Source organism: Corynebacterium sp. HMSC08A12 (assembly GCF_001807485.1).
In the GTDB taxonomy this organism is placed as follows: Bacteria; Actinomycetota; Actinomycetes; order Mycobacteriales; family Mycobacteriaceae; genus Corynebacterium; species Corynebacterium evansiae.
Genome location: NZ_KV789166.1, coordinates 129,313 through 152,266, shown reverse-complemented (window position 1 = coordinate 152,266; position 22,954 = coordinate 129,313). Strand labels below are relative to the sequence as shown.

Genomic DNA, 22,954 nt, shown 5'->3' with positions numbered 1-22,954 from the left:
CCCGCCGGCAGCTGGCAACCGGCTAGACTGGCACCATGCGTATTTACCTAGGTGCAGATCATGCCGGTTTCGAGATGAAGAACGTGATCAAGGATCACTTGACCTCCAAGGGCTTCGAGGTTGTGGACTGTGGCGCCCACACCTACGACGCGAACGACGACTACCCGGCCTTCTGCATCGCAGCGGCCAAGTCCGTGGTGGAGGACGAGGGCTCGCTGGGCATCGTGCTCGGCGGTTCCGGCAACGGCGAGCAGATCGCCGCCAACAAGGTTCCGGGCGCGCGCTGTGCGCTGGCGTGGTCCGTGGAGACCGCGAAGCTGGCCCGTGAACACAACAACGCCCAGCTGATCGGGCTGGGCGGTCGTATGCACTCCGAGGAGGAGGCGCTGGCGATTGTCGATGCTTTCGTCACCCAGCCGTGGTCCGAGGCGGAGCGCCACCAGCGCCGTATCGACATCCTGGCTGAGTACGAGCGCACGGGGGAGGCGCCGGCGCTGCCGGAGAACTAAATAACTACTTCTCCGCGAGATCTGCTCGCGAGAACTACTTCTGCGCGGTGGTGTCCGACGAGGTCGGGGCGCCATCGCGTTTTTGCTGCCATTCCTTGACCACGCTGGAATCCCACAGGGTCAGCCCGTTGTACTTGGCCACTGGGCGGGGTGCGCGACCGCGGCCTGCATAGCTGGTGAAGGTGCCACGAGCTGTGCCGGAGTACTCAGCGCACTGTGATGCTGTCCAGAGCTCCGTGCCGGTATTTTTGTCGACGATAATTAGTTCCATAAAACTAGAATGTACAGCCCATAGGTAACCCATACAATTAGAGTGGCGCATTTGCTACACCTGCATACCCCCGCAACTATGCAGGTTGTAAGGCTTTTTAGCTAGTTGTGCTGGGGTGATTTTGCTGGATGGTGGGGTGTATGGTGTAACATCGCACAACGTAACGGAAGCTAGCTTCCAGTGGGAATGTCGTATAGTGGCTAATACCTCAGCCTTCCAAGCTGAAGACGCGGGTTCGATTCCCGTCATTCCCTCCAAACTTTAAGGCAGTTCCCCCGAGCGCAGGCGAGTGCAACGGCGGGGGAGCTGCCGTTTTGTATTTCCCAGCAACCAGCCAGTAAAGTAGCGGGCGCAACGTCCCTTCGGGGCATGCAAAGATCGGGATATGGCGCAGTTTGGTAGCGCACTCGCTTTGGGAGCGAGGGGTCGCAGGTTCAAATCCTGTTATCCCGACATTTTTTATTTTCACTCTTTTCTTTGTGACGCCACCCTGCGGTTCGTCGCATTGAAAAGGTGAAATGGGGGTTCGCAGTCCGGATCGGTGGGGGATTCGGCGATCCGCTTAGTGGCCAGGGAGCCTGAAAACCACACCCCAGCGTGATGCGCCTGGCGATGGTTCTATAAAATTGAGCACCGACCGTAAAAAGCGCTGCGAGATAAACGAGAGACCGCGGTGCCAAAGAAGCTATTAATACACAGGAGTGTGCATTCGTGAAGAGCTCTGTAGAAAAGCTGAGCGCCACCCGCACCAAGCTGACGATTGAGGTTCCATTCGAGGAGCTTAAGCCAGAGTTCGACAAGGCCTACGCAACCCTCGCGCAGCAGGTAAACATGCCGGGCTTCCGCAAGGGCAAGGTTCCGGCGAAGATTCTGGAAGCTCGCCTGGGCCGTGGCGTTGTCCTGGATCAGGTCATCAACGAGATGCTGCCTTCTCGTTACAGTCAGGCTGTCGAGGAGAACGACGTGAAGGCCCTGGGCCAGCCGGAGATCGAGATCTCCGAGCTGGAGGACGGCAAGCACATCACCTTCACCGCCGAGGTCGACGTTCGCCCGGAGATCGAGGTTCCGGACTTCTCCGCCATCTCCGTTGAGGTTGCACCGCTGAAGGCCGACGACGAGGCCATCGATGCGGAGCTGAAGAACCTGCAGGCTCGCTTCGGCACCCTGAAGCCGGCTGACCGCGCAGTGAAGAAGGGCGACTTCGTCTCCATCGACCTGTCCGCCACCATCGACGGCGAGACTGTCGACGAGGCCACCACCGAGGGCCTGTCCCACGAGGTCGGCAACGATTCCCTGATCGAGGGCCTGGATGATGCGCTGGTCGGCATGAAGGAGGGCGAGGAGTCCACCTTCACCTCCAAGCTGGTTGCCGGCGAGCACGCCGACGAAGAGGCTGAGGTTACCGTCAAGCTCGGTTCCGTCAAGGAGCGCGAGCTGCCGGAGCTGGACGATGACTTCGCACAGCTGGCCAGCGAGTTCGACACCCTGGACGAGCTGAAGGAGTCCCTGAAGGGTCAGGTCGAGCAGCAGCTGAAGAACACCCAGGCCGGCGAGATCCGCGACAAGGTTCTGGCCGAGGCCCTGGAGCAGACCGAGTTTGAGCTGCCGGAGGGTGTTGTTAAGGAGCAGGTCGACGCTCAGATCCAGCAGATCATCCAACAGTTCGGCGGCGACGAGAAGGTCTTCGAGTCCATGCTGGCTGCCCAGGACATGACGCGCGAGAAGTTCGAAGAGGATGCACGCAGCTCCGCTGAGGATTCCGTGCGCACCCAGCTGTTCCTGGACGCAGTTGCGGACAAGGAGCAGCCGGAGGTTTCCCAGGAAGAGCTGATGGATCACATCGCCTTCACTGCAAACCAGTACGGCATGGACCCGAACCAGTTCATCATGCAGCTGCAGCAGGCCGGCCAGCTGGGCAGCCTGTTCGCTGACGTCCGTCGCGGCAAGGCTCTGGCGCTGAACATCGCCCGTACCTCCGTGAAGGACACCGACGGTGCGGACGTTGACCCGAAGGAGTACTTCGGCGACGTTGAGGCTGAGGGCGACAAGGCTGACAAGGCCGAGGCAGACAAGGCGGATAAGGCTGAGGAGAAGCCGAAGAAGGCTCCTGCCAAGAAGTCCACCGCGAAGAAGAGCACGGCCAAGAAGTCGACTGCCAAGAAGTCCACCGCGAAGAAGAGCACGGCCAAGAAGTCGACCGCTAAGAAGTCGACTGCCAAGAAGAGCACGGCTAAGAAGTCGACCGCTAAGAAGGCTTCGAAGTCTACGGCCAAGAAGACCACTGCCAAGAAGTCCACTGCCAAGAAGGCAGCGGAGAAGAAGGAAGACTAAGAGTTTTCCCTGACCGCCGGGACCTCCACGCGAGGTTCTGGCGGTTTTCTTTTTGCCCCGCCTGCCCCGTACCCGCTCCGGTGCGCAGCCACACCGTGCGCTGACAGCGAACAACCCCACCGGAAGGCACGCTTTGCCGACGGGTGTGACTAGGCTGGGGCGCATACAAAAGTGAACTTTCGTAAAACTTTCGGCAAGGAGCGAAGTTGAGTTCGGAAACCCCAAACCATAGAGACTCAGTCTACGAGCGCCTGCTGCGCGAGCGAATCATCTTCCTGGGCAGCCAGGTGGACGACGAGATCGCCAACGAGCTGTGCGCCCAGATTCTGCTGCTGTCCGCAGAGGATCCGACGCGCGACATCAGCCTGTACATCAACTCTCCCGGCGGCTCCGTCACCGCGGGTATGGCTATCTACGACACGATGAAGTACGCGCCGTGCGACATCGCTACCTACGGAATGGGCCTGGCGGCGTCCATGGGCCAGTTCCTGCTTTCCGCAGGCACGAAGGGTAAGCGCTACGCCCTGCCGCACGCCCGCATCATGATGCACCAGCCTTCCGCAGGCGTGGGCGGCACCGCCGCCGACATCGCCATCCAGGCGGAGCAGTTCGCCTACACCAAGCGGGAGATGGCGGAGCTGATCGCGGAGTTCACCGGCCAGACCGTTGAGCAGATCACCAAGGATTCCGACCGCGACCGTTGGTTCACTGCCCAGCAGGCCAAGGAATACGGTTTCGTCGACCACGTCATCACCTCTGCGAAGGAGAGCTAAGACATGTCAGAGATGCAGATGCCAGAAATGCGATACATCCTGCCGTCGTTCGTGGAGCACTCCAGCTACGGCGCGAAGGAATCCAACCCGTACAACAAGCTGTTCGAGGAGCGCATCATCTTCCTGGGTACCCAGGTGGACGACGCTTCCGCCAACGACATCATGGCGCAGCTGTTGGTGCTGGAGGGGCTGGACCCGGACCGGGATATCACGATGTACATCAATTCTCCCGGCGGTTCCTTCACCAGCCTGATGGCGATCTACGACACGATGCAGTACGTCCGCCCGGACGTGCAGACCGTGTGCCTCGGCCAGGCCGCCAGCGCCGCCGCCGTGCTGCTGGCCGCCGGTACCCCGGGCAAGCGCGCAGCCCTGCCGAACGCCCGCGTGCTGATCCACCAGCCCGCCACCGGCGGTGTGCAGGGCCAGGTTTCCGACCTGGAGATCCAGGCCAAGGAGATCGAGCGTATGCGCAAGCTGATGGAGGAGACCCTGGCACGCCACACCGGCAAGTCCGCCGAGCAGGTACGCATCGACACCGACCGTGACAAGATCCTGACGGCCGAGGAGGCCAAGGAGTACGGCATCGTCGACCAGGTCTTCGACTACCGCAAGCTGTCGGCGCAGAAGTAGCACCCGGCAAACTCTAGCGACCCGCGGGGCTTTCAGCTTCCGCGGGGTTTTTGGTGTGGCGCAGTAGAATTGAAGGCCTACGAGGGTGCTAATCTAGCTGTCCCGCAAGTTACCCGATCCAAGAAAGCCTGATGTCCCGCATGCCTGAAAGCGCAGAGCTCCTGAAGTGCTCCTTCTGTGGAAAGAGCCAGAAGCAGGTCCGCAAGCTGATTGCCGGCCCTGGTGTTTACATTTGCGACGAATGCATCGAGCTTTGTAACGAGATCATCGAAGAGGAGCTGCTGGCGGTCGATCCCGCGGAGAGCTCGGCGAAGCTGCCGAAGCCCGCGGCCATCGCCGAGTTCCTGGATAGCTACGTGATCGGCCAGGACGAGGCCAAGCGCACCCTGGCCGTCGCCGTGTACAACCACTACAAGCGCATCCAGGTCGAGGAGTCGAACGCCGCCGCTCGCCGCTCCGACGACGAGGTGGAGCTGGCGAAGTCCAACATTCTGATGCTGGGGCCGACCGGTTCGGGCAAGACCTATCTGGCGCAGTCGCTCGCCCGGATGCTCGATGTGCCTTTCGCCATTGCTGACGCCACCAGTTTGACCGAAGCCGGCTACGTCGGTGAAGACGTAGAGAACATCCTGCTGAAGCTTCTCCAGGCCGCCGACTTCGACGTGGCGAAGGCCCAGCGCGGCATTATCTACGTCGATGAGGTGGACAAGATCTCCCGCAAGTCGGAGAACCCGTCTATCACCCGCGACGTGTCCGGCGAGGGCGTGCAGCAGGCTCTGCTGAAGATCTTGGAAGGCACCGTTGCCGCCGTTCCGCCGCAGGGCGGCCGCAAGCACCCGAACCAGGAGTTCATCCAGTTCGACACGAAGAACGTTCTGTTTATCGTGGCGGGCGCGTTCTCCGGGTTGGAGAAGGTCATTTCCGAGCGCCGCGGCAAGAAGGGGCTGGGCTTCGGCGCGGAGATCAGCGCGAAGTCCGAGGAGGATCCGAACCCGTTCCAGTTCGTGGAGCCGGAGGACCTGGTGAAGTTCGGCCTGATCCCCGAGCTGATCGGCCGCCTGCCGGTGCTGACCCACGTCGGCCACCTGGACGAGGACGCCCTCGTGCGCGTACTCACCGAGCCGAAGAACTCCCTGGTGCGCCAGTACCAGCGCCTGTTCGACATGGACGGCGTGCGCCTGACCTTCGAGGACGAGGCGCTGCGAGAGATTGCCCAGAAGGCACTGGCCCGCGAGACCGGCGCCCGCGGCCTGCGGTCCATCATGGAAACCCTGCTGCTGCCGACCATGTTCGCCATCCCTGAAGATGAGGAAACCGGCGAGGTCATCATCACCGGCGCATGCGCCCGCGGGGAGGCGGAACCGACCCTGCTGACCCACGAAGAGGTCGCCAAGCGGGATAAGAAGAGCGCCTAGTCGTGATATAGGTCCGATGGCGCCGAGGGGGCGTCATCAACCTCTTCATCCTCATGCCGTGCGTGGTTGTAGAGCGACGCGGCGACCGAGGTACCAATCACCGAAGAATGCGAAGCGTGGGTGTACGACGCGCCCTGGTTGGTGGGCATCGTGGTGGTGAGGAAGGCGATGACCGCATCGCACGTCAGGGTCCGCAGGCCATCCTCGTTTTCGGGGGTGCTGGAATCCATGCCGTACAGGGCATGGAACGTTGGGCCCTGGGTGACGGCGAAGGAGCACAGCGCGGTGATGAGTGCATAGGTATCCTCCGCGGAGACGCCGCTGCGAAAGGCGCCAATATCGTGGCCGCGCATTAGCACGCGATCCAGGTGCAGCACCACCGGGGAATCCTCTAAAACGCCTACGCGGTGGACGAGCTCCGGATCGCCCAGCAGATTCTCCGCCACAATCAGGCGCACTGCGTCCGGGTGGGTGGCAAAGCGCGTGTAGGTGGCGGCGACGAGCTTGCGCATCTCGCGGACAGGGGAGCTTTCCATCTCCGGGTTGTCATAACCATTTAGCGGCACGGGCCAGATGGAGGAGTGGGCATAACGCAGCGCTTCCTCGTACAGGCGAGCCGGGGAATCCAGCAGCTCGCAGTTCTGCGGCAGGCGTGCGGCCTGGGTGATCGCGGCCAAGTGTTCAGGAGTGAATGCGGCACCGACCCGGATGGCGATGGTCACGGCGGTGTTCATGGCCTGGATGTACTGCTGTTCGCCGAGGCCATACCAGGCCGCAGAGGCGGGAAGGTGGGGCTTATTCTGCACCAATTCAGTTTATCTATGAAGAGGCTGAGCCTGCAGCGATGTGCAGTTAATCCAGGCTCGTGCGGGGGTGGTTTGATGTGCGAATGCAGTGAGAGTGCAGGGTGTCGGGCAGGTTATTACAGTAGGGAGAGGATTTAAGAAAATTCTCACCAACGCATTGCTTAAGGAGCCCCGCGTGACCACCAACAACCAGAATGCCGTTACCGTCACCGTCACGGGTGCCGGCGGCCAGATCGGCTACTCCCTGCTGTTCCGCATCGCCAAGGGGGAGGTCTTCGGCGACCGCGTAGTGAACCTGCGGCTGCTGGAGACCGAGCAGGGCCTGCAGGCCGCCCGCGGTGTGGCCCTGGAGCTGGCCGACTGCGCCTTCCCGCTGCTGGGGGAGGTCACCATCACCGCCGAACTCGACGAGGGCTTCAAGGATGCCAACGCAGCCTTCCTGGTGGGCGCCAAGCCCCGCCAGAAGGGTGAGGAGCGCGCCGACCTGCTGGCCGCCAACGGCAAGATCTTCGGCCCGCAGGGGAAGGCGATCGCCGAGCACGCCGCCGATGACGTCCGCGTGATTGTCGTCGGCAACCCGGCGAACACCAACGCGGCGATCGTTGCGGCCCACGCAGAGGGCCTCGACCCGCGCCGCGTTACCGCCCTGACCCGCCTGGATCACAACCGTGGCCTGGCGCAGGTGGCGGACAAGCTGGGCGTGGCAGTGCGCGACCTGAAGAACATGACCGTCTGGGGCAACCACTCCGCCTCCCAGTTCCCGGACGTTACGGAGCTGACGCTGAACGGTGAGAAGGTCGCTGACAAGCTAGATGCGGCGTGGGTAAACGATGAGTTCATCCCGCGCGTAGCCAAGCGCGGCGCGGAGATCATCGAGGTCCGCGGGCGCTCCTCGGCAGCCTCCGCGGCAAGCGGCGCGCTGGACCACATGCGCGACTGGGTGAACGGCACCGCCGAGGGCGACTGGGTTTCCGTCGCACTGCCTTCCGACGGCTCCTACGGAATCCCGGAGGGTCTGGTCTTCTCCTTCCCCTGCCGCTCTGTTAACGGCGAGTGGGAGATCGTGCAGGGCCTGGAGATCAGCCCGGCGCAGCAGGAGCGCATCGACGCAAACATCAAGGAGCTGCAGGAGGAAAAGGCCGCTGTCGTGGAGGCTGGCCTGCTGTAGTTTCCTGCAGTTCTCGGTAGTTTTTCTGTAGTTTCCTAAGGAAAAACTTTTTTCTGCATATCGCCACCCGGCCGCCTGGTCGGGTGGTTTTATGTTAGGCATGACGAATCCCACTGACACCACAGCCCCTATCCACTCCCAACCACTCCAGCACTCGCTTTTCAGCCAGCTCATCGCCCGCGCCGGGTGCCTGTTGCCCGCGATCCCCGCGCCGGTTCTGCGCATCTTCGGCTCCCGCACTAACTCCGACGGCGAACGACTGGATTCCGACGTACGCGCCTCTAGCCTGGTCACCGACCTGATGCACCCGGCGGACTATTCCCAGCAGCCCGTCGAAGCCACCCGCGCGGTTGTGGAGGACGCCGCGTACATGGCCGGCGGACACGTCACCCAGGTCGGCTCCGTGGTGGAGGAGCGGATCCGGGGCGTGCGCGTACGCCACTACCGTCCCACCGGGGCGGTCTCGCCGGACGAGGACCTGCCCACCCTGGTGTACTTCCACGGCGGCGGCTGGGTGGTTGGTTCCCTCGACTCGCACGATTCCACCTGCCGCTGGCTGTGCGAAGCCGCCCGCGTAGCCGTGCTCTCCGTGGACTACCGCCTGGCCCCGGAGCATCCTTTCCCCGCCGCGCCGGACGACTGCTGTGACGTGGTTGATGCGGCCATGGCGGGCGAGGTTAAGGGCGTCAATAAGAATAGGGTGGCCGTCGGCGGCGATTCCGCGGGAGGCAACCTGGCCGCCGTGGTGTGCCTGCGCCGTAAGCGCGAAGGCCAGGAACAGCCGCGTGCGCAGCTGCTGTTTGTGCCGGTCACGGATCTTTCCAGGCTGGATACACCCAGCCACAAGGAGTTCTCCAAGGGCTACTTCCTGACCCAGGCGCACATGCAGTGGTATCGCGACCAGTACCTCACCGACGACGTGCAGCGGCTGGACCCGGACGTTTCACCCCTGCTCGCCGACGACGTCAGCGGGGTGGCTCCGGCCTATGTCGCCGTCGCCGGGTTCGATCCGCTGCGCGACGAGGGCACGGCCTATGCCGAGAAGCTGCGGGAGGCAGGTGTGCCCGTTTCTTTCCGACGCCACCCCGGCCTGATTCACCCCTTCGTGAATTCTTCGGGCGTGTGGCATAACTCCGGGCGGGCGTTGGACGAGGCTGCGGGTGTGTTGCGGGCGATGCTCGAGATGTAAACGCTCAGTGGGTGAGCGGGTGGTAGGCGGGGTGTATGCCCTGTCCGGGCCGTCTACTAGACTTGGCAGACGTGAGTGACTCCAGTTCTAAGGCAAATGGCTCTAACCCGATTGGTGCCGACCGCTCGGCACAGCTACCCGCGGCATGGGACCCCGCCGCGGTAGAGGAAAACCTCTACCAGGGGTGGGTGGACTCCGGCTACTTTAAGGCCGATCCTTCCAGCGACAAGCCGCCCTTCAGCATTGTGCTGCCGCCGCCGAACGTGACCGGCCAGCTGCACATGGGCCACGCGCTGGACCACACGCTGATGGATGCGATGGCCCGCCGCAAGCGCATGCAGGGCTTCGAGGTTCTGTGGCTGCCCGGCTCCGACCACGCGGGTATCGCGACCCAGACTAAGGTCGAGGCCAGCCTGAAGGAAACCGAGGGCAAGGATCGCTTCGACTACGGCCGCGAGGCCTTCGTGGAGAAGGTCTGGGAGTGGAAGGACCAGTACGGTGGCGTGATCCAGCGCCAGATGCGCGCCATCGGCGATTCCGTGGATTGGTCGCGCGAGCGCTTCACCCTGGACGATGGCCTGTCCCGCGCTGTGCAGACGATGTTCAAGGAGCTTTTTGACGCCGGCCTGATCTACCGCGCGAATCGCATGGTGAACTGGTCCCCGGTGCTGCAGACTGCGATCTCCGACATCGAGGTTGTGTACTCCGATGACGAGGGCGAGCTGGTGAGCATCCGCTATGGCTCGCTGGACGATTCCGAGCCGCACGTGGTCGTGGCGACCACGCGCGTGGAGACGATGCTGGGCGACGTGGCCGTTGCCGTGCACCCGGAGGACGAGCGCTACGCGGACCTGGTGGGCAAGACCCTGCCGCACCCGTTCCTACCGGATCGCCAGATGATCGTGGTGGCCGACGACTACGTGGACCCGGAGTTCGGTACCGGCGCGGTGAAGATCACGCCGGCGCACGACCCGAACGACTTTGCGATGGGCCAGCGCCACGACCTGCCGATGCCGGTGATCATGGACGAGACCGGCCACATTGCGAACACCGGCACCGAGTTCGACGGCATGGAGCGCTACGAGGCGCGCGAGAAGATCCGCCTGGCGCTGGAGGAGCAGGGGCGCATCGTGGCCCGCAAGTTCCCCTACGTGCACAGCGTGGGCCACTCCGAGCGTTCCAAGGAGGCCGTGGAGCCGCGCCTGTCCGAGCAGTGGTTCGTCAAGGTCGAAGATCTGGCGAAGATGTCTGGCGATGCGATCCGCTCCGGCGACTCGGTGATCCACCCGTCCTCCCAGGAGCCGCGCTGGTTCGACTGGGTGGACGACATGCACGATTGGTGCATTTCCCGTCAGCTGTGGTGGGGCCACCGCATTCCAATTTGGTACGGCCCGAACGGCGAGATCGTGTGCTGCGGACCGGACGATGAAGCCCCGACGGGCGAGGGGTGGCGCCAGGACGAGGACGTGCTGGACACCTGGTTCAGCTCCGCCCTGTGGCCGTTCTCCACGATGGGCTGGCCGGAGAAGACCCCGGATCTGGAGAAGTTCTACCCAACAAGTGTGCTGGTGACGGGCTACGACATTTTGTTCTTCTGGGTCGCCCGCATGATGATGTTCGCCACCTTCGCCTCCAAGCACACCCCTGAGGTGCTGGGCGCCGGCAAGGACGGCCGCCCGCAGATTCCGTTCAAGGACATCTTCCTGCACGGCCTGGTGCGCGACGAGCACGGCCGCAAGATGTCGAAGTCCCTGGGTAACGGCATCGACCCGATGGACTGGGTGCGCGACTACGGTGCGGATGCACTGCGCTTCACCCTGGCGCGCGGCGCCAACCCAGGCTCCGACCTGCCGGTGGGTGAGGATGCTGCGCAGTCCTCCCGTAACTTCGCCACCAAGCTGTATAACGCCACCAAGTTCGCCCTGATGAACGGCGCGCGTGTGGGCGAACTGCCCGCCCGCGAGACCTTGACGGATGCCGACCGCTGGATCCTGGATCGCCTGGAAGAGGTTCGCCAGCTGGTAGACGACGCGCTGGACCGCTACGAGTTCTCCCTGGCAAACGAGAATCTGTACCGCTTCGCCTGGGGCGAATTCTGCGACTGGTACCTGGAGATCGCCAAGGTGCAGATCCCGCGTGACTGGGACAGTGCCACGGAGGCACAGGTCCAGCGGGGCATCAGCACCCAGATCGTGCTGGGCCGCGTGCTGGACGCAGTGCTGCGCCTGCTGCACCCGGCCATGCCCTTCGTGACTGAGACGCTGTGGAAGGCGCTGACCGATGGGGAAGAGGGCTACTCCGACTCCCTGGTCACCGCCGAGTGGCCGACTGCAGACCTCACCAACGGTGGGGTGCAGACCGATGCCGATGCGGTACGCCGAATGGCGGACGTGGACAAGCTGGTCACCGAGCTGCGTCGCTTCCGCAGCGACCAGGGTGTAAAGCCCTCCCAGAAGGTGCCCGCCGCCCTGGACTTCGCCGCCGCTGACCTGGCCGACTTCGAGGAGGCCGTGCGCTCCCTGGTGCGCCTGGAAACCCCGGAGGAAGACTTCGCGGAGACCGCTTCCATCGAGGTGCGCCTGTCCCAGGCCACGATCGCCGTGCAGCTGGATACCTCCGGCACCGTCGACGTTGCCGCGGAGCGCAAGCGCCTGGAGAAGGACCTCGCGGCAGCTCAGAAGGAGTTGGATAACGCGGCGAAGAAGCTGGGCAACGAAAACTTCCTGTCCAAGGCGCCGGAGAAGGTCGTCGAGGGAATCCGCGAGCGCCAGCGCGTCGCACAGGAAGAGTTCGAGCGCATCACTGCCCGCCTGGAAGGCCTGCCAAAGGCATGACCGACGACAAGTTCACCGACGGCAAGGTCGGGGATAGCTACCCGGAAGAGGTCACGCTCGACGATGCAGGCCTAGCCCTGCCTATCGACGGTGTGGGGGCGGACGAGGCCGAGGTGGCGTCAGTAAAAGAACGCCCCATTACGCCCGAAGACCTGGCCGCGCTGGCGGAGGTCGACGCGGAGCTGAATCAGCGCTGGCCGGAGACCAAGATCGACCCGACGCTCGAGCGCGTCGAGATGCTGATGGATCTGCTCGGCCACCCGGAGCGTGCGTTCCCGGTGATCCACGTTGCGGGAACGAACGGCAAGACCTCCGTGGTGCGGATGATCGAATCGCTGATGCGCGCCTTCCACCGTCGCACCGGACGGACAACCAGCCCGCACCTGCAGATCGTCACCGAACGCATCGCCATCGACGGCAAGCCACTGCACCCGCGCGACTACGTGGATACGTGGCGCGACATCCAGCCGATGGTGGAAATGGTGGACGCGAAGAGCCAGGCCGAGGGTGGCCCGCAGATGAGCAAGTTCGAGGTGCTGGTGGCCATGGCCTACGCGGCCTTCGCCGACGCGCCGGTGGACGTTGCCGTGGTGGAAACCGGCATGGGCGGGCGCTGGGACGCGACGAACGTGGTGAACTCCGACGTTGCCGTGATCACCCCGATCGGGCTGGATCACACGGACTACCTGGGCGACACGCTAGAGGAAATCGCAGGCGAGAAGGCGGGCATCATCAAGGCCCGCTGGGATGCCGACGATCTGCTCACCCCGCCGGACAACGTGACGATCGTCGCCGAGCAGGAGCCGGCGGCGATGCGCGTGCTGCTGGAAGAGGCCGTGGCGAAGGATTCCGCCGTCGCCCGCGCCGGGAGCGAGTTCGGTGTGATCTCCAGCCAGATTGCCGTCGGTGGGCAGACCGTGACCATCCGCGGCCTGGCTGGCGAGTACACAGACATCTTCCTGCCGCTCTCCGGCGAACACCAGGCGCGCAACGCCGCCGTGGCTCTGGCTGCCGTGGAGGCGTTCTTCGGTGCCGGAGCCGAGCGGCAGCTGGACGTGGACACGGTACGGGAAGGCTTCGCCTCCGTCGCCTCGCCCGGCCGACTGGAGCGCGTGCGCTCCACCCCGAGCGTATTTATCGACGCCTCGCACAACCCCCACGGGGCGAAAGCCCTGGCTGCGGCTATCGACCGCGACTTCGAGTTCCGCCGGCTGGTCGGCGTGGTCGGAGTGCTGGGGGACAAGGATGCCCGCGGCATCCTGGCCGCCCTGGAGCCCGTGATGGACGAGATCGTGGTGACGGAGGTGAACTCCCCGCGCGCCCTGCCGGTCGACGTGCTGGCCGAGTACGCGCGGGATGCCTTCGGTGAGGAGCGCGTGCACGTATCCGCGAACCTGCCCGGAGCCGTGGAGGTCGCCACCCAACTGGCCGAAGACGACGAGGATGGCGTGCTGTCCGGCGCTGGCGTGCTGATCACCGGCTCGGTGGTGACGGCAGGGGAGGCCCGCACGCTGTTCGGCAAGGAACCGGCGTAGGCGCCGGCAGTTTTTTTAACGGAAGATCTACCAAGGAGCTGCAGAATCGTGGCACAGAACCCGCACAACCGCAGTAAGGCTGGCGAGGACAGTGGGCAGAGCGAGTACGGCCCGCTAGGTCCCGGCCAGGCCCCGGCCAACGACCCACTGAAGGGGCTGCGCGGCGTGATGGCCGGAACGCACATCATGGAAGCCATCGTGATCCTGCTGGTGCTGACCGTCATCACCCGAGTGGACGCCGGTTCCGCCGCCACGACCTTCAACTTGGTCTACGTGATCGGCCTGGGGGTTGCGATGATCGTCGCTGCCTTCCTGCAGAAGGCCAAGTGGGCCGACTGGTTGAACATTGCCCTGCAGGTGCTGGCCGTCGCGGGCTTCATCGTGCACCCGGCGATGGGGGCGATGGGCGTGATCTTCGCTCTGTGCTGGTGGTACATCTACCACCTTCGCTCGAACCTGATGCGCCGCATGGAGCGCGGCCTGCTGCCCTCCCAGCACCTCGATGAGGAAGGTAACGTGCGGCGCCCGGCTACCCCCGCTGACTAGTCTTTATGACGCCACATTTGCACCACCTTTAACATCGGTAACACTCACCTGGGAATACCCTTAAATAGGGGTAAGTCTCCCGCTACCCCCGAATGTGGTTTATTATCCGGTGCATGACGTTAACGCGCCGTGCATTTTTCCGTTCTTCCACCGCTTTGGGAGCCGCCGTTGGTGGCTCCCTCCTCTTCGCCAACCGCAACAACATGGGGGTCTTCTCCTCCGCCGACGACGCACTCCCCGGTGCAGATCCCGCCGGAGCCGCCGGCGCACCGACCTCTGCCGAGCTAGAGGGCTTCACCGGGACGGGAATCGGCGTCAACCAAAAGGGCGAGCTACCCGGAGGCACCGGGTACCTCACGATCACCTTTGCGCCCGCAGCGACCGAGGCAACGCAGGCGACCCTGCGCTTCGAGTTCCAGGACGGCCGCACCGAGGATCGCGTGGTGCAGCCCGAGGCGCACGACCGCGAGGGCGACGATTCCGCACTGAAGTCCGAACCCGTAGAGCTGCCCGAGGGTGCCACGGCCGTCTGGCTGCCCGGCGAGGTTAACGACCCGGCGACGCGCCTGTTCCTCCACATTGTGGAGGCTCCGAAGGGGCAGGAAGAACAGATCTTCGGCGCGGGCATTGCACCCTACGCTGCACCGATGGGTCTGCCCTCCAACCCGGCTGAACTGCAAAGCAGCCTGGAGACCGGAGCTGCGGGCCTGGCTGGCTCCCTGGCGCTGGCGGGCACCATCGCCGGAATCCTGCAGTCCAGTGGCCTGGCCAACCCGGGTGCTCCGGCTCCGGGTGGCGGCGCTGGTATCGGTGGTGCGAACGTGATCAACGGCCTGCGCGTGGTGTCCCGCCGCGAGTGGGGTGCCAATGAGTCGCTGATGGGGTGGACTCCCCGCTTCACCCGCGCGCAGCTCATTACTGTGCACCACACGGCGATGGCCACTCCAGTTAACGGTGACTATGCCGCGAACGTCCGCAGCATCTATGCCTTCCACGCCTCTTCGGCGAATGGCGGTCGCGGATGGGGCGACATCGGCTACCACCTGCTGATTGCCCCGGACGGCACCGTGTTCCAGGGGCGCACCACCGGCACGGATGGCCAGGCGGTCTTCCAGTCCGGCAGCCTGGGTGCATCCCCTATGTCCGTCACCGCAGGTCACGTGTACAACGCGAACGACGGCAACATTGGTGTGTGTCTGCTGGGTAACTTCATGCAGCAGGCTCCCACTCCCGCCGCCATCAACTCCCTGGTGCGCGTTCTCGGCCACCTGTGCCGTGGGCTGGGCCTGGACCCGCGCGGCCACGTGCGCTACGTGAACAACGCGGCCCGCCTGAACCTGACCCGCCGCACGATCACCGGCCACCGCGACTGGGGCGACGTCTCCACCGCGACCGCGTGCCCGGGTGACCGCGCCTACGCGCTGATGAATCAGGTGCGCAGCCGCGTGTAGCGCTGGGGTGTCGCGGCGCTGTGGTGCCGTGACGCCACGTGTAGAATCACTGGCATGACTGAACGCACTCTTATTCTGATCAAGCCCGACGGTGTTAAGAACGGCCACGTGGGCGAAATTATCTCCCGCATCGAAAAGAAGGGTCTGAAGCTCGTGGAGCTGGACCTGCGTACCGCTGACCGCGAGACCGCGGAAAAGCACTACGCTGAGCACTCCGACAAGCCTTTCTTCGGCGAGCTGGTGGACTTCATCACCTCCGCTCCGCTGGTTGCCGGCATCGTTGAGGGCGAGTCCGCTATCGCCGCTTGGCGTCAGCTGGCCGGTGGCACCCACCCGGTGGAGAAGGCCACCCCGGGCACCATCCGCGGCGACTTCGCCCTGACCGTCGGCGAGAACGTTGTCCACGGCTCCGACTCCCCGGAGTCCGCTGAGCGCGAGATCGGCATCTGGTTCCCGAACCTGTAAATAGTTAGACAGATTAACCGCGGGCGCAGCGCGTCCGCGGTTTTTGCGTATCTGGGGCTTATGTCCGGGGCTTAAGGCTTAGCCGCCGTGGCGTTCCTGGAAGTCCTGCGAGCCTTCCTCAGTCAGCGTGACCCATTTCCGCGCTCCATCGGCAGAGCGTAGCTCTCGAATCTTCACGGCCTTGCCTTGTTGGACCAGTTTGTCCAGCGCCTCGTTCACGCTGTGAGCGGTCCAGCCGTAGTGTGACAGATCCTCCTTCAGGGCGTCGCTCAGAATTTGCAGGCCGCCCGGCACGCAGCGGCGGCAGTAGAGGAAAGCCTGCAGCCACTCAGTGGGGTTCTTAATCTCCATATCCTGTTGTAGCTTCTTCGGGTCGGTGTAGCGGGCGGGGCGCCAGGCGTCAAAAGTAATGACCCAGTACATCAAGCCCGCGGTGATCAGGGCGGCAATAGCGGCGAAGCCCCACCTGCCCTGGCCACTAAACATGCTTGCGGCCTGCGATAGGCCGAAGACGAGTGCTAGCACCAGCACTAGGCGGCCTTCTTCTTTCCAGCTGAAGGGAGTACGGGCGGCTTCGGCGTCTGTCTTCATGGGGGAGTAGGTGTTGCCGCGCACGCCGCTCCGCCGCAGGTAGCGCCACCACACGACGCAGGCCAGGATGGCGGTGGCGAGGATCCCCAGCGCCGGCAGTGGCCCGGTAACCGGTGCGCAGAGAATGAACATCGTCAGCGCGAGAATCAGCGAAACCACGAACTGCGCGGCCTTGCTGGGGCGCATGCCGTTCTGGACATCGGTGAGCACTGTCCGGTCGAAGGCGACGGAGGGGCGGGAGGGGTTGGGCATAGCGTTCAGCGTAACAGCCGGGCGCTTTAGCGCAGGGTTGTCGGATGGGTTGTCGGATGGATGCGTGGCGATATGAGACAATGGGGGACAGATCGGATGCCCACAACGACGATGCGGCATGGCGATCAGGAAAACTTTGAAGACTTTAAAAGGAGATTTCGTGGCGACTATCAGCCCGGAAATTGCAGCTCAGGCTGCGAAAATTGATCGAGAGAGTGTGGGGGAGAAGGTTCGCGTCCACACCGTTGCCAAGCAGTTGGGGATCCGCGCGACGGACTTCCTGGGCATTCTGGCGGACCACGGCATTGAGGGGAAGAAGACGGCCTCGTCGCTGACTCAGGCACAGGTCTTTTCTGTTTTGGACGCCCTCAGTGCCAACTCTGAGCCGTCTCAGGCAGACGAGAAGCCTGCGAAGAAGGCTACTAAGAAGACTGCCAAAAAGACTGCGAAGAAGCAGACGAAGAAGGCCGCCAAGAAGACTGCGAAGAAGTCTGTCGAGCCTGCAGAGGAAAAGCCCGCCGAGCAGAACGAAAAGGTGGAGCAGACTGCGGAGGAGGCCGCTGAGAAACCAGAACAGAAGCCGACCAAGCGAACTGCTAAGCGCTCTGCGAAGAAGACGGCGAAGCGCGTCGTAAAGAAATCTGCCAAGAAGGCCGATAAGGCCGATAAAGAAGGGCAAGCAGAACAGGCGGAGCACGCTGAGGAGACAGAGCAGAAGCCGGATCAGACTGAAGCGCAGGTAGCGAAGCCGCAGGAGGAGAAGGCTCAGGAAGAGAACTCTATACCGAAGCCGGTGCGCCGCCGCCGAGTCCGCCGAGTCGTGCGCCGCGTGGGAAGTGCGCGCCGGGCGGAGGAGCGGGCGTCACAAGAAAAGGGCGAACGCAACAACGACCGCGGTGACGTACCGGAAGAGACCCCCGCGAAGAATGTCGCGCCCGAGGATCTGCACCCGGCCGAGCGCGCCACCGAAGATCTGGTGGACGAGCCGGTGAAGATGAAGGGCTCCACCCGCCTTGAATCGCAGCGCCGCTGGCGGGCGAAGAACCGCGACAAGAACTACAAGGCCATCACCCGCGCCGAATTCCTGGCGCGCCGCGAGTCCGTGGAACGCACGATGATCGTCCGCGACTCGGAGCGCACCGACCACAAGGGCATGATGACGCAGGTCGGCGTGGTGGAAGATGGCCAGCTGGTCGAGCACTTCGTGGCGGATGCGACGCACCAGTCGCTGATCGGCAACGTGTACCTGGGTCGCGTGCAAAACGTGCTGGGCAGCATGGAGGCAGCCTTCGTGGACATCGGCACGGGGCGCAATGCCGTGCTGTACGCAGGCGAGATGGATTGGCGTTCGCCGCACCTGCACTCCAAGAACCGCAAGATCGACCAGGCGCTGCGCCCAGGCGACCAGATCCTGGTGCAGGTGCTGAAGGACCCGATCGGCCACAAGGGCGCGCGCCTGACGAACCGCATTAGCTTCGCGGGCCGCTACCTGGTGTACTTCCCGGCGGGCACGACTGCCGGTATTTCCCGCAAGCTCCCCGCGGGCGAGCGCAAGCGCCTGAAGGACATCCTGGGCGAGGTCATCACTGGCGATGGCGGCGCGATCATCCGCACGGCTGCGGAGAACGCGACGGAAGAGCAGATCACCGAGGACGTGCAGCGCCTGGAGAAGCGTTGGCAGGAGATCCAGAAACTGGAGAACAAGGAGCGCAACTCCAAGGGCTCCAAACCGGTGACGCTCTACGAAGAGCCGAACATGCTGATCCAGGTTGTGCGCGACGTGTTTAACGCGGACTTCTCCGAGCTGATCATCGACGGCGATAAGTCCTGGCAGGCCGTGCGCGACTACCTGGGCCGCACCTCCCCGGAGCTGATGGACCGCGTGAACAAGTGGAACCGCGGCAAGCACGACGGCCAGGATGCCTTCGCGCCGCTGGACCTGGACCAGCAGCTGGAAAAGGCAATGGCCCGCAAGGTGTGGCTGCCATCGGGCGGCTACCTGATCATCGACCACACCGAGGCCATGACGGTCATCGACGTGAACACCGGCTCCTTCGTGGGCAGCGGCGGCAACCTCGAGGCCACGGTCACGGAGAACAACCTCGAGGCGGCCGAGGAGATCGTCCGCCAGCTGCGCCTGCGCGACATCGGCGGCATGATCGTCGTGGACTTCATCGACATGCTGCTGCAGCAGAACCAGGATCTGGTGCTGCGCCGTCTGTCGGAGTTCCTGGGCCGCGACCGCACCCGTCACAAGCTGGGCGAAGTGACGTCGCTGGGTCTGGTGCAGCTGACCCGCAAGCGCCTCGGCACCGGCCTGCTGGAGACGTTCTCCACCCCGTGTGAGGCCTGCGATGGCCGCGGATTCATCATGCACCCGGACCCGGTGGAGCAGAAGGATCCGGAGCCGCGACGCGACCACGGGCACCGCAAGGAGCGCCAGCAGGCTAAGAACCAGGGCAGGAACCAGAACCAGTCCAAGGGCCGTAACCAGGGCAAGGATCCGGAGCGGAGCCAGCGCGAGGACAAGCGAGCACACCGCGAGGACAAGCACGCGCAGCGCGAGGACAAGCACACGCAGCGCGAGGATAAGCAGTCCCAGCAGCAGTCCCAGCAAAGTGAGCCCCAGCAGGGCGAACCCCAAAATGACAAGGCCCAGAATGACAAGCCTCAGCAGGGCACGCGCCGTCGGGTGCGCCGCGTAGTCCGCCGCGGCAACCCGCACGCCGCCCAGGCCGCGGAGCGAGAGCAGCAGCGGGGGCGCAACGCCAAGGCATCTAACAGCGACATCGACAGCATCGTCGCCAGCGCCCGCAAGCGCTCCGCCCAGGAGGACCCGGACGAGCCCTCGGCAGCCAACAACGCCGAGCGCCCGGAGTACTCCGGGGAGGGTGCAGGCGCGAACAAGACCACGAACAACAGGTCCCGCCGTCGCCGCCGTGTAGTGCGTTCGGCGCACACCGGCGCGCGCACTGATCGCTCTGCTCGCACCGACCGTGCTGCTCGCAGTGCTCGCTCTTCTTCGGGTCGGGACGCCAACTCTTCCGCCGCCAACCGATCCAGCTACGAGGAAGCCAAGCGCGAGTTCGAGGAATCTCCACGCCGGAAGCGGCAGACACGGGGCAACTCCAAGTCTGACTTTGCCCCGCGGCCGGAGGACTTCGGCGTCACAAAAAATAGCGCCGAGAACAAGACCAAGAACACCCGTTCGCGTGGTCGTCGCCGGCGAGTGGTGCGTAAGACGAACTAGTTCCGAGCGAAAGCGAAGGGATTTGGTTTTTAGCCCCCTGACCGGGTAGTCTTAACCAGTCGCTGTTCGTTCCGCCGGTGACCAGCCTTAACGCGCGCGTCGCCGGGGACTGCGCGAGTGCACTAGCTTCCAGCAGGGTGCGTTCGCACAGTGTGCACAAAAGTGCCCCGGGCACTTTTGGGGGAACGAACGCAGCTAAGCAAAAGTAACAGTCAGGATGCTTCCTTCCCGCAGGGGGCTGCCTGAGCCGATTAGAGAAATAAAGGGGTAGCCCTACATGTACGCGATCGTCAAGACCGGCGGAAAGCAGTACAAGGTTGCCGAAGGTGACCTCGTCAAGGTCGAGAAGATCGAGGGTGAGCCGGGTTCGTCCGTGGCTCTCACCCCGGTTCTCGTCGTCGATGGCGCAAACGTCACCACCGGTGACAAGCTGGCATCTGTAAATGTCAACGCTGAGATCGTGGAGCACGTTCGCGGACCGAAGATCCGCGGCATGCACTACCGCAACAAGACCGGTTACAAGCGCCGCTACGGCCACCGTCAGACCCTCACGGTTCTGAAGGTCACCGGTATCAAGTAAACTACCGAGACACTTTGATTTTCTTCCTTAAGGAGGGAGAGACTAATGGCACACAAGAAGGGTGCATCTAGCTCCAACAACGGCCGTGACTCCGAGTCCAAGCGTCTCGGTGTGAAGCGCTTCGGCGGCCAGCAGGTCAAGGCCGGCGAGATCCTGATCCGCCAGCGTGGTACCTCTTTCCACCCGGGCGTTAACGTTGGCCGCGGTGGCGACGATACTCTGTTCGCCCTGAAGGCCGGCTCCGTCCAGTTCGCTACCAAGCGCCGCCGTCGCGTGGTGAACATCGTCGAGGACGAGGCTGTCGAGGCCTAAGCTTCTAGTGCCTTTTAGGCACTAGCCTTAAAACAACAAGAATCCAGTGGACGCAGCAGATGCGTGCACTGGATTTTGTATTTTGACAAGCCCTCCCGGTGCACAAGCCATCAAAAGCCACCGGGGAGGGCGGGCTTACTCCTCTACCGGGCAGATGACGGGTGTGCCGTCATCGTCCAGCACTTTGGCCCGCAGGCCGTAGACTTCCTCAAGCAGATCCGGAGTAAGCACCTCCGCGGGCTGTCCTTGCGCCTTTAGGCACCCCTGGTGCAGCACAATCAGCCGGTCGCAGTAGCGAGCAGCCAAGTTCAGGTCGTGAATCGCAATCAGCGCCATCGAATCGTTCCGGCGCACTTCGCGACTAATGAGTTGCAACAATTCGACTTGGTGCCGCAGGTCCAACGCCGAGGTTGGCTCGTCGAGAAGCAGAACTTCCGGCTCGCGTACCAACATCTGTCCGACGGCAACCAACTGGCGTTGCCCGCCCGAAAGCTGATGGACGTGGCGCGAAGCCAGATGAGTGATCCCGAGCCTGTCCATCACCGCGGCGGCTCGCTCCTGTGCGGCTTTAGCTGGGCTAGTGCCGTTGATGTTGACCTGCGCCGACGAGGATCGGCGCGCAGCCACAAGGATCGACTCGAACGCCGTGAGCGACGCACTCGACAGCAGATCTTGCGGCACATAGCCGATAGCTTCGCGCCGCGCACTGCCGGTTAGTGCTTCGCCGTTGTGGGTGATGTGGCAGGTGCCTGATGACGCCCCCTGTATCCCCGCGATCGTCTTCACCAGGGTGGACTTACCAGCAGCGTTCGGCCCTAGCAGGCCTGTGATGCTGCCTGGCGTGAATCCGGTAGCGGTAACTCCCTTCAGCACCGAGTGCTTGCCATAGTGGACGTGAATATCTTCCAGAGCGAGCATGCTTAAGACCTCCAGATGGTGCGTCGGCGGGCGAAGATTAGGATCAGGAAGAACGGCACGCCCACCAGGGACGTAATGATGCCTATGGGGACCGCGACACCTGGAACAATCGTGATGGAAACCGCATGGGCAGCAGACAGCAATAGCGCACCGGCGGCCATGGAGGCCGGGGCGAAGTACCGTTGATCTTCGCCTACCAGCATTCGCGCGACGTGAGGGCCTACCAGGCCAATAAATCCGATCACGCCAGCAAAAGCCACCGCACTGGCAGCCAGCAGGGATGCAACAACCAGCGTGGTCACGCGCAGGCGTTGGACGTTGATTCCCAAAGCTGCGGCTCGGTCGTCGCCTAGCCGGAGCGCGGTGAGCTTCCAAGAATTCACAACCGTGAAGGGGATTGCTATAGCCAGGGTTCCCAGGAGGATGGCGTTAGACGTCCAGTTCGCTCGCTGCAGCGAGCCCATCGTCCAGAAGACAATCTGCTGTAAGGCCTCAGTGGTGGCGCTGTATTGCATAAGGGAAAGCATCGCCTGAAAAAGAAAGACCAGAGCGATTCCCAGCAGAATCATCGATTCCGCACTGGCTCCCCGCCACACTGCGGCGCCTGCCACAACGAACACCGCAACCAAGGCCGCCACCCACGCCACAGCGGCGAGATTGAATTGTGGGTTGCTCAGCACGGTCCAGCCCAACACGATGGAGGCAGCACCTCCAAAGGCTGCTGCTGCGGAAATACCCAAAGTGAAGGGTTCTGCGAGGGGATTGTCCAGGATGGTCTGCATGTGGGCGCCAGACAAGGAAAGTCCTGCCCCAATGAGAACCGCCATGCCCGCGGCCGGCAGGCGCAGGTTCCACAACACCGTGCGGGTAGTTTCGTCCACACCGTTGGGGTTGAACAGTCCATTCCAGAGTTCTGCCCAGCTGAGGTTAATCGGGCCGACAACGGTCGCGACGGTGAAGGCCACTAAGGCGCCAAGTGTCAGGACCATAATGGCCAGGATCTTGCGCCGGGATTGACGGCGATAATCCGCTATGACGTCACCAGTGGCCGCGCGTGCATCGACTGAGTCATCTGGATCGGTGGGGCCGACTGAATCGGGAGTGCTAGTGGCAGGGGATGAGGTT

At 63.5% G+C, this 22,954-nt stretch carries 20 protein-coding genes and 2 tRNA genes; 17 read left to right on the top strand and 5 right to left on the bottom strand.

What is annotated here, in order from left to right; all coding sequences use genetic code 11:
* Positions 1 to 35 precede the first annotated feature (35 nt).
* Positions 36 to 509 (top strand): ribose-5-phosphate isomerase, encoded by a 474-nt coding sequence (locus HMPREF3166_RS01800; RefSeq protein ID WP_005296514.1) that lies wholly within the window; start codon positions 36 to 38, stop codon positions 507 to 509.
* Positions 510 to 543: 34 nt separating this feature from the next.
* Here the strand turns inward: HMPREF3166_RS01800 and HMPREF3166_RS01795 are convergent, their stop codons facing one another.
* Entirely contained in the window at positions 544 to 780 is a 237-nt protein-coding gene (locus tag HMPREF3166_RS01795) for a helix-turn-helix transcriptional regulator (protein ID WP_070487386.1), read from the bottom strand.
* 182 nt (positions 781 to 962) lie between these two features.
* On the opposite strand from HMPREF3166_RS01795, the gene HMPREF3166_RS01790 reads away from it, so the two are divergent.
* The 6 genes from HMPREF3166_RS01790 (at position 963) to clpX (ending at position 5,932) form a co-directional block, all read left to right on the top strand.
* A tRNA-Gly gene (locus HMPREF3166_RS01790) sits at positions 963 to 1,037 on the top strand.
* 122 nt (positions 1,038 to 1,159) lie between these two features.
* A tRNA-Pro gene (locus tag HMPREF3166_RS01785) sits at positions 1,160 to 1,233 on the top strand.
* A 258-nt stretch (positions 1,234 to 1,491) separates the two neighbouring features.
* Positions 1,492 to 3,111, top strand: coding sequence for a trigger factor (gene tig / locus HMPREF3166_RS01780; protein ID WP_035005363.1), 1,620 nt, complete (start codon positions 1,492 to 1,494; stop codon positions 3,109 to 3,111).
* A 206-nt stretch (positions 3,112 to 3,317) separates the two neighbouring features.
* Positions 3,318 to 3,884, top strand: a complete 567-nt coding sequence (locus HMPREF3166_RS01775) for an ATP-dependent Clp protease proteolytic subunit (RefSeq protein WP_011273208.1) — start codon at positions 3,318 to 3,320, stop codon at positions 3,882 to 3,884.
* Positions 3,885 to 3,887: 3 nt separating this feature from the next.
* Positions 3,888 to 4,517 (top strand): ATP-dependent Clp protease proteolytic subunit, encoded by a 630-nt coding sequence (locus tag HMPREF3166_RS01770; RefSeq protein WP_005296507.1) that lies wholly within the window; start codon positions 3,888 to 3,890, stop codon positions 4,515 to 4,517.
* A 140-nt stretch (positions 4,518 to 4,657) separates the two neighbouring features.
* Positions 4,658 to 5,932 (top strand): ATP-dependent Clp protease ATP-binding subunit ClpX, encoded by a 1,275-nt coding sequence (gene clpX, locus HMPREF3166_RS01765; RefSeq protein WP_011273210.1) that lies wholly within the window; start codon positions 4,658 to 4,660, stop codon positions 5,930 to 5,932.
* Here clpX and HMPREF3166_RS01760 read toward each other — a convergent pair.
* On the bottom strand, positions 5,929 to 6,738 hold the full coding sequence (locus HMPREF3166_RS01760) for a hypothetical protein (protein ID WP_237746315.1): 810 nt from the start codon (positions 6,736 to 6,738) through the stop codon (positions 5,929 to 5,931). The two genes, clpX and HMPREF3166_RS01760, sit on opposite strands and share 4 nt — an antisense overlap.
* A 175-nt stretch (positions 6,739 to 6,913) precedes the next feature.
* Here HMPREF3166_RS01760 and HMPREF3166_RS01755 point away from each other — a divergent pair, with 175 nt between their 5' ends.
* The 7 genes from HMPREF3166_RS01755 (at position 6,914) to ndk (ending at position 15,926) form a co-directional block, all read left to right on the top strand.
* Positions 6,914 to 7,906, top strand: a complete 993-nt coding sequence (locus tag HMPREF3166_RS01755; protein ID WP_049050256.1) for a malate dehydrogenase — start codon at positions 6,914 to 6,916, stop codon at positions 7,904 to 7,906.
* A gap of 100 nt (positions 7,907 to 8,006) precedes the next feature.
* Positions 8,007 to 9,095 carry an alpha/beta hydrolase gene (locus HMPREF3166_RS01750; RefSeq protein WP_246816900.1) on the top strand — a complete coding sequence of 363 codons (1,089 nt, stop codon included), beginning with the start codon at positions 8,007 to 8,009 and terminating at the stop codon, positions 9,093 to 9,095.
* A 35-nt stretch (positions 9,096 to 9,130) separates the two neighbouring features.
* Positions 9,131 to 11,929 carry a valine--tRNA ligase gene (locus HMPREF3166_RS01745; protein WP_070487385.1) on the top strand — a complete coding sequence of 933 codons (2,799 nt, stop codon included), beginning with the start codon at positions 9,131 to 9,133 and terminating at the stop codon, positions 11,927 to 11,929.
* Positions 11,926 to 13,464, top strand: a complete 1,539-nt coding sequence (locus HMPREF3166_RS01740; protein ID WP_070487384.1) for a bifunctional tetrahydrofolate synthase/dihydrofolate synthase — start codon at positions 11,926 to 11,928, stop codon at positions 13,462 to 13,464. Before HMPREF3166_RS01745 ends, HMPREF3166_RS01740 begins: the two co-directional genes overlap by 4 nt.
* A 48-nt stretch (positions 13,465 to 13,512) precedes the next feature.
* The gene (locus tag HMPREF3166_RS01735) at positions 13,513 to 14,010 is read left to right on the top strand and encodes a DUF4233 domain-containing protein (protein WP_070487383.1); all 498 of its coding nucleotides are present in this window, start codon (positions 13,513 to 13,515) and stop codon (positions 14,008 to 14,010) included.
* 113 nt (positions 14,011 to 14,123) lie between these two features.
* A complete protein-coding gene (locus HMPREF3166_RS01730; protein ID WP_246816899.1) occupies positions 14,124 to 15,461 on the top strand; it encodes a peptidoglycan recognition protein family protein in 1,338 nt (445 codons plus the stop codon).
* A 54-nt stretch (positions 15,462 to 15,515) separates the two neighbouring features.
* Positions 15,516 to 15,926, top strand: a complete 411-nt coding sequence (ndk, locus tag HMPREF3166_RS01725) for a nucleoside-diphosphate kinase (protein ID WP_005296491.1) — start codon at positions 15,516 to 15,518, stop codon at positions 15,924 to 15,926.
* A 78-nt stretch (positions 15,927 to 16,004) separates the two neighbouring features.
* Here ndk and HMPREF3166_RS01720 read toward each other — a convergent pair whose 3' ends face one another.
* Positions 16,005 to 16,769, bottom strand: coding sequence for a cation diffusion facilitator family transporter (locus tag HMPREF3166_RS01720; RefSeq protein ID WP_246816898.1), 765 nt, complete (start codon positions 16,767 to 16,769; stop codon positions 16,005 to 16,007).
* Positions 16,770 to 16,887: 118 nt separating this feature from the next.
* On the opposite strand from HMPREF3166_RS01720, the gene HMPREF3166_RS01715 reads away from it, so the two are divergent.
* From HMPREF3166_RS01715 to rpmA, 3 genes are all read left to right on the top strand, one after another.
* Positions 16,888 to 20,019 carry an Rne/Rng family ribonuclease gene (locus HMPREF3166_RS01715; protein WP_070487380.1) on the top strand — a complete coding sequence of 1,044 codons (3,132 nt, stop codon included), beginning with the start codon at positions 16,888 to 16,890 and terminating at the stop codon, positions 20,017 to 20,019.
* A gap of 277 nt (positions 20,020 to 20,296) precedes the next feature.
* A complete protein-coding gene (gene rplU, locus HMPREF3166_RS01710; protein ID WP_034985382.1) occupies positions 20,297 to 20,599 on the top strand; it encodes a 50S ribosomal protein L21 in 303 nt (100 codons plus the stop codon).
* 45 nt (positions 20,600 to 20,644) lie between these two features.
* Positions 20,645 to 20,911, top strand: a complete 267-nt coding sequence (gene rpmA / locus HMPREF3166_RS01705) for a 50S ribosomal protein L27 (RefSeq protein WP_035005351.1) — start codon at positions 20,645 to 20,647, stop codon at positions 20,909 to 20,911.
* Between the two features lie 135 nt (positions 20,912 to 21,046).
* On the opposite strand, the gene HMPREF3166_RS01700 is transcribed toward rpmA, so the two are convergent.
* Positions 21,047 to 21,829, bottom strand: a complete 783-nt coding sequence (locus HMPREF3166_RS01700) for an ABC transporter ATP-binding protein (protein ID WP_034985378.1) — start codon at positions 21,827 to 21,829, stop codon at positions 21,047 to 21,049.
* 2 nt (positions 21,830 to 21,831) lie between these two features.
* Positions 21,832 to 22,818, bottom strand: a complete 987-nt coding sequence (locus HMPREF3166_RS01695) for a FecCD family ABC transporter permease (protein ID WP_070487403.1) — start codon at positions 22,816 to 22,818, stop codon at positions 21,832 to 21,834.
* Positions 22,819 to 22,954: the final 136 nt, after the last annotated feature.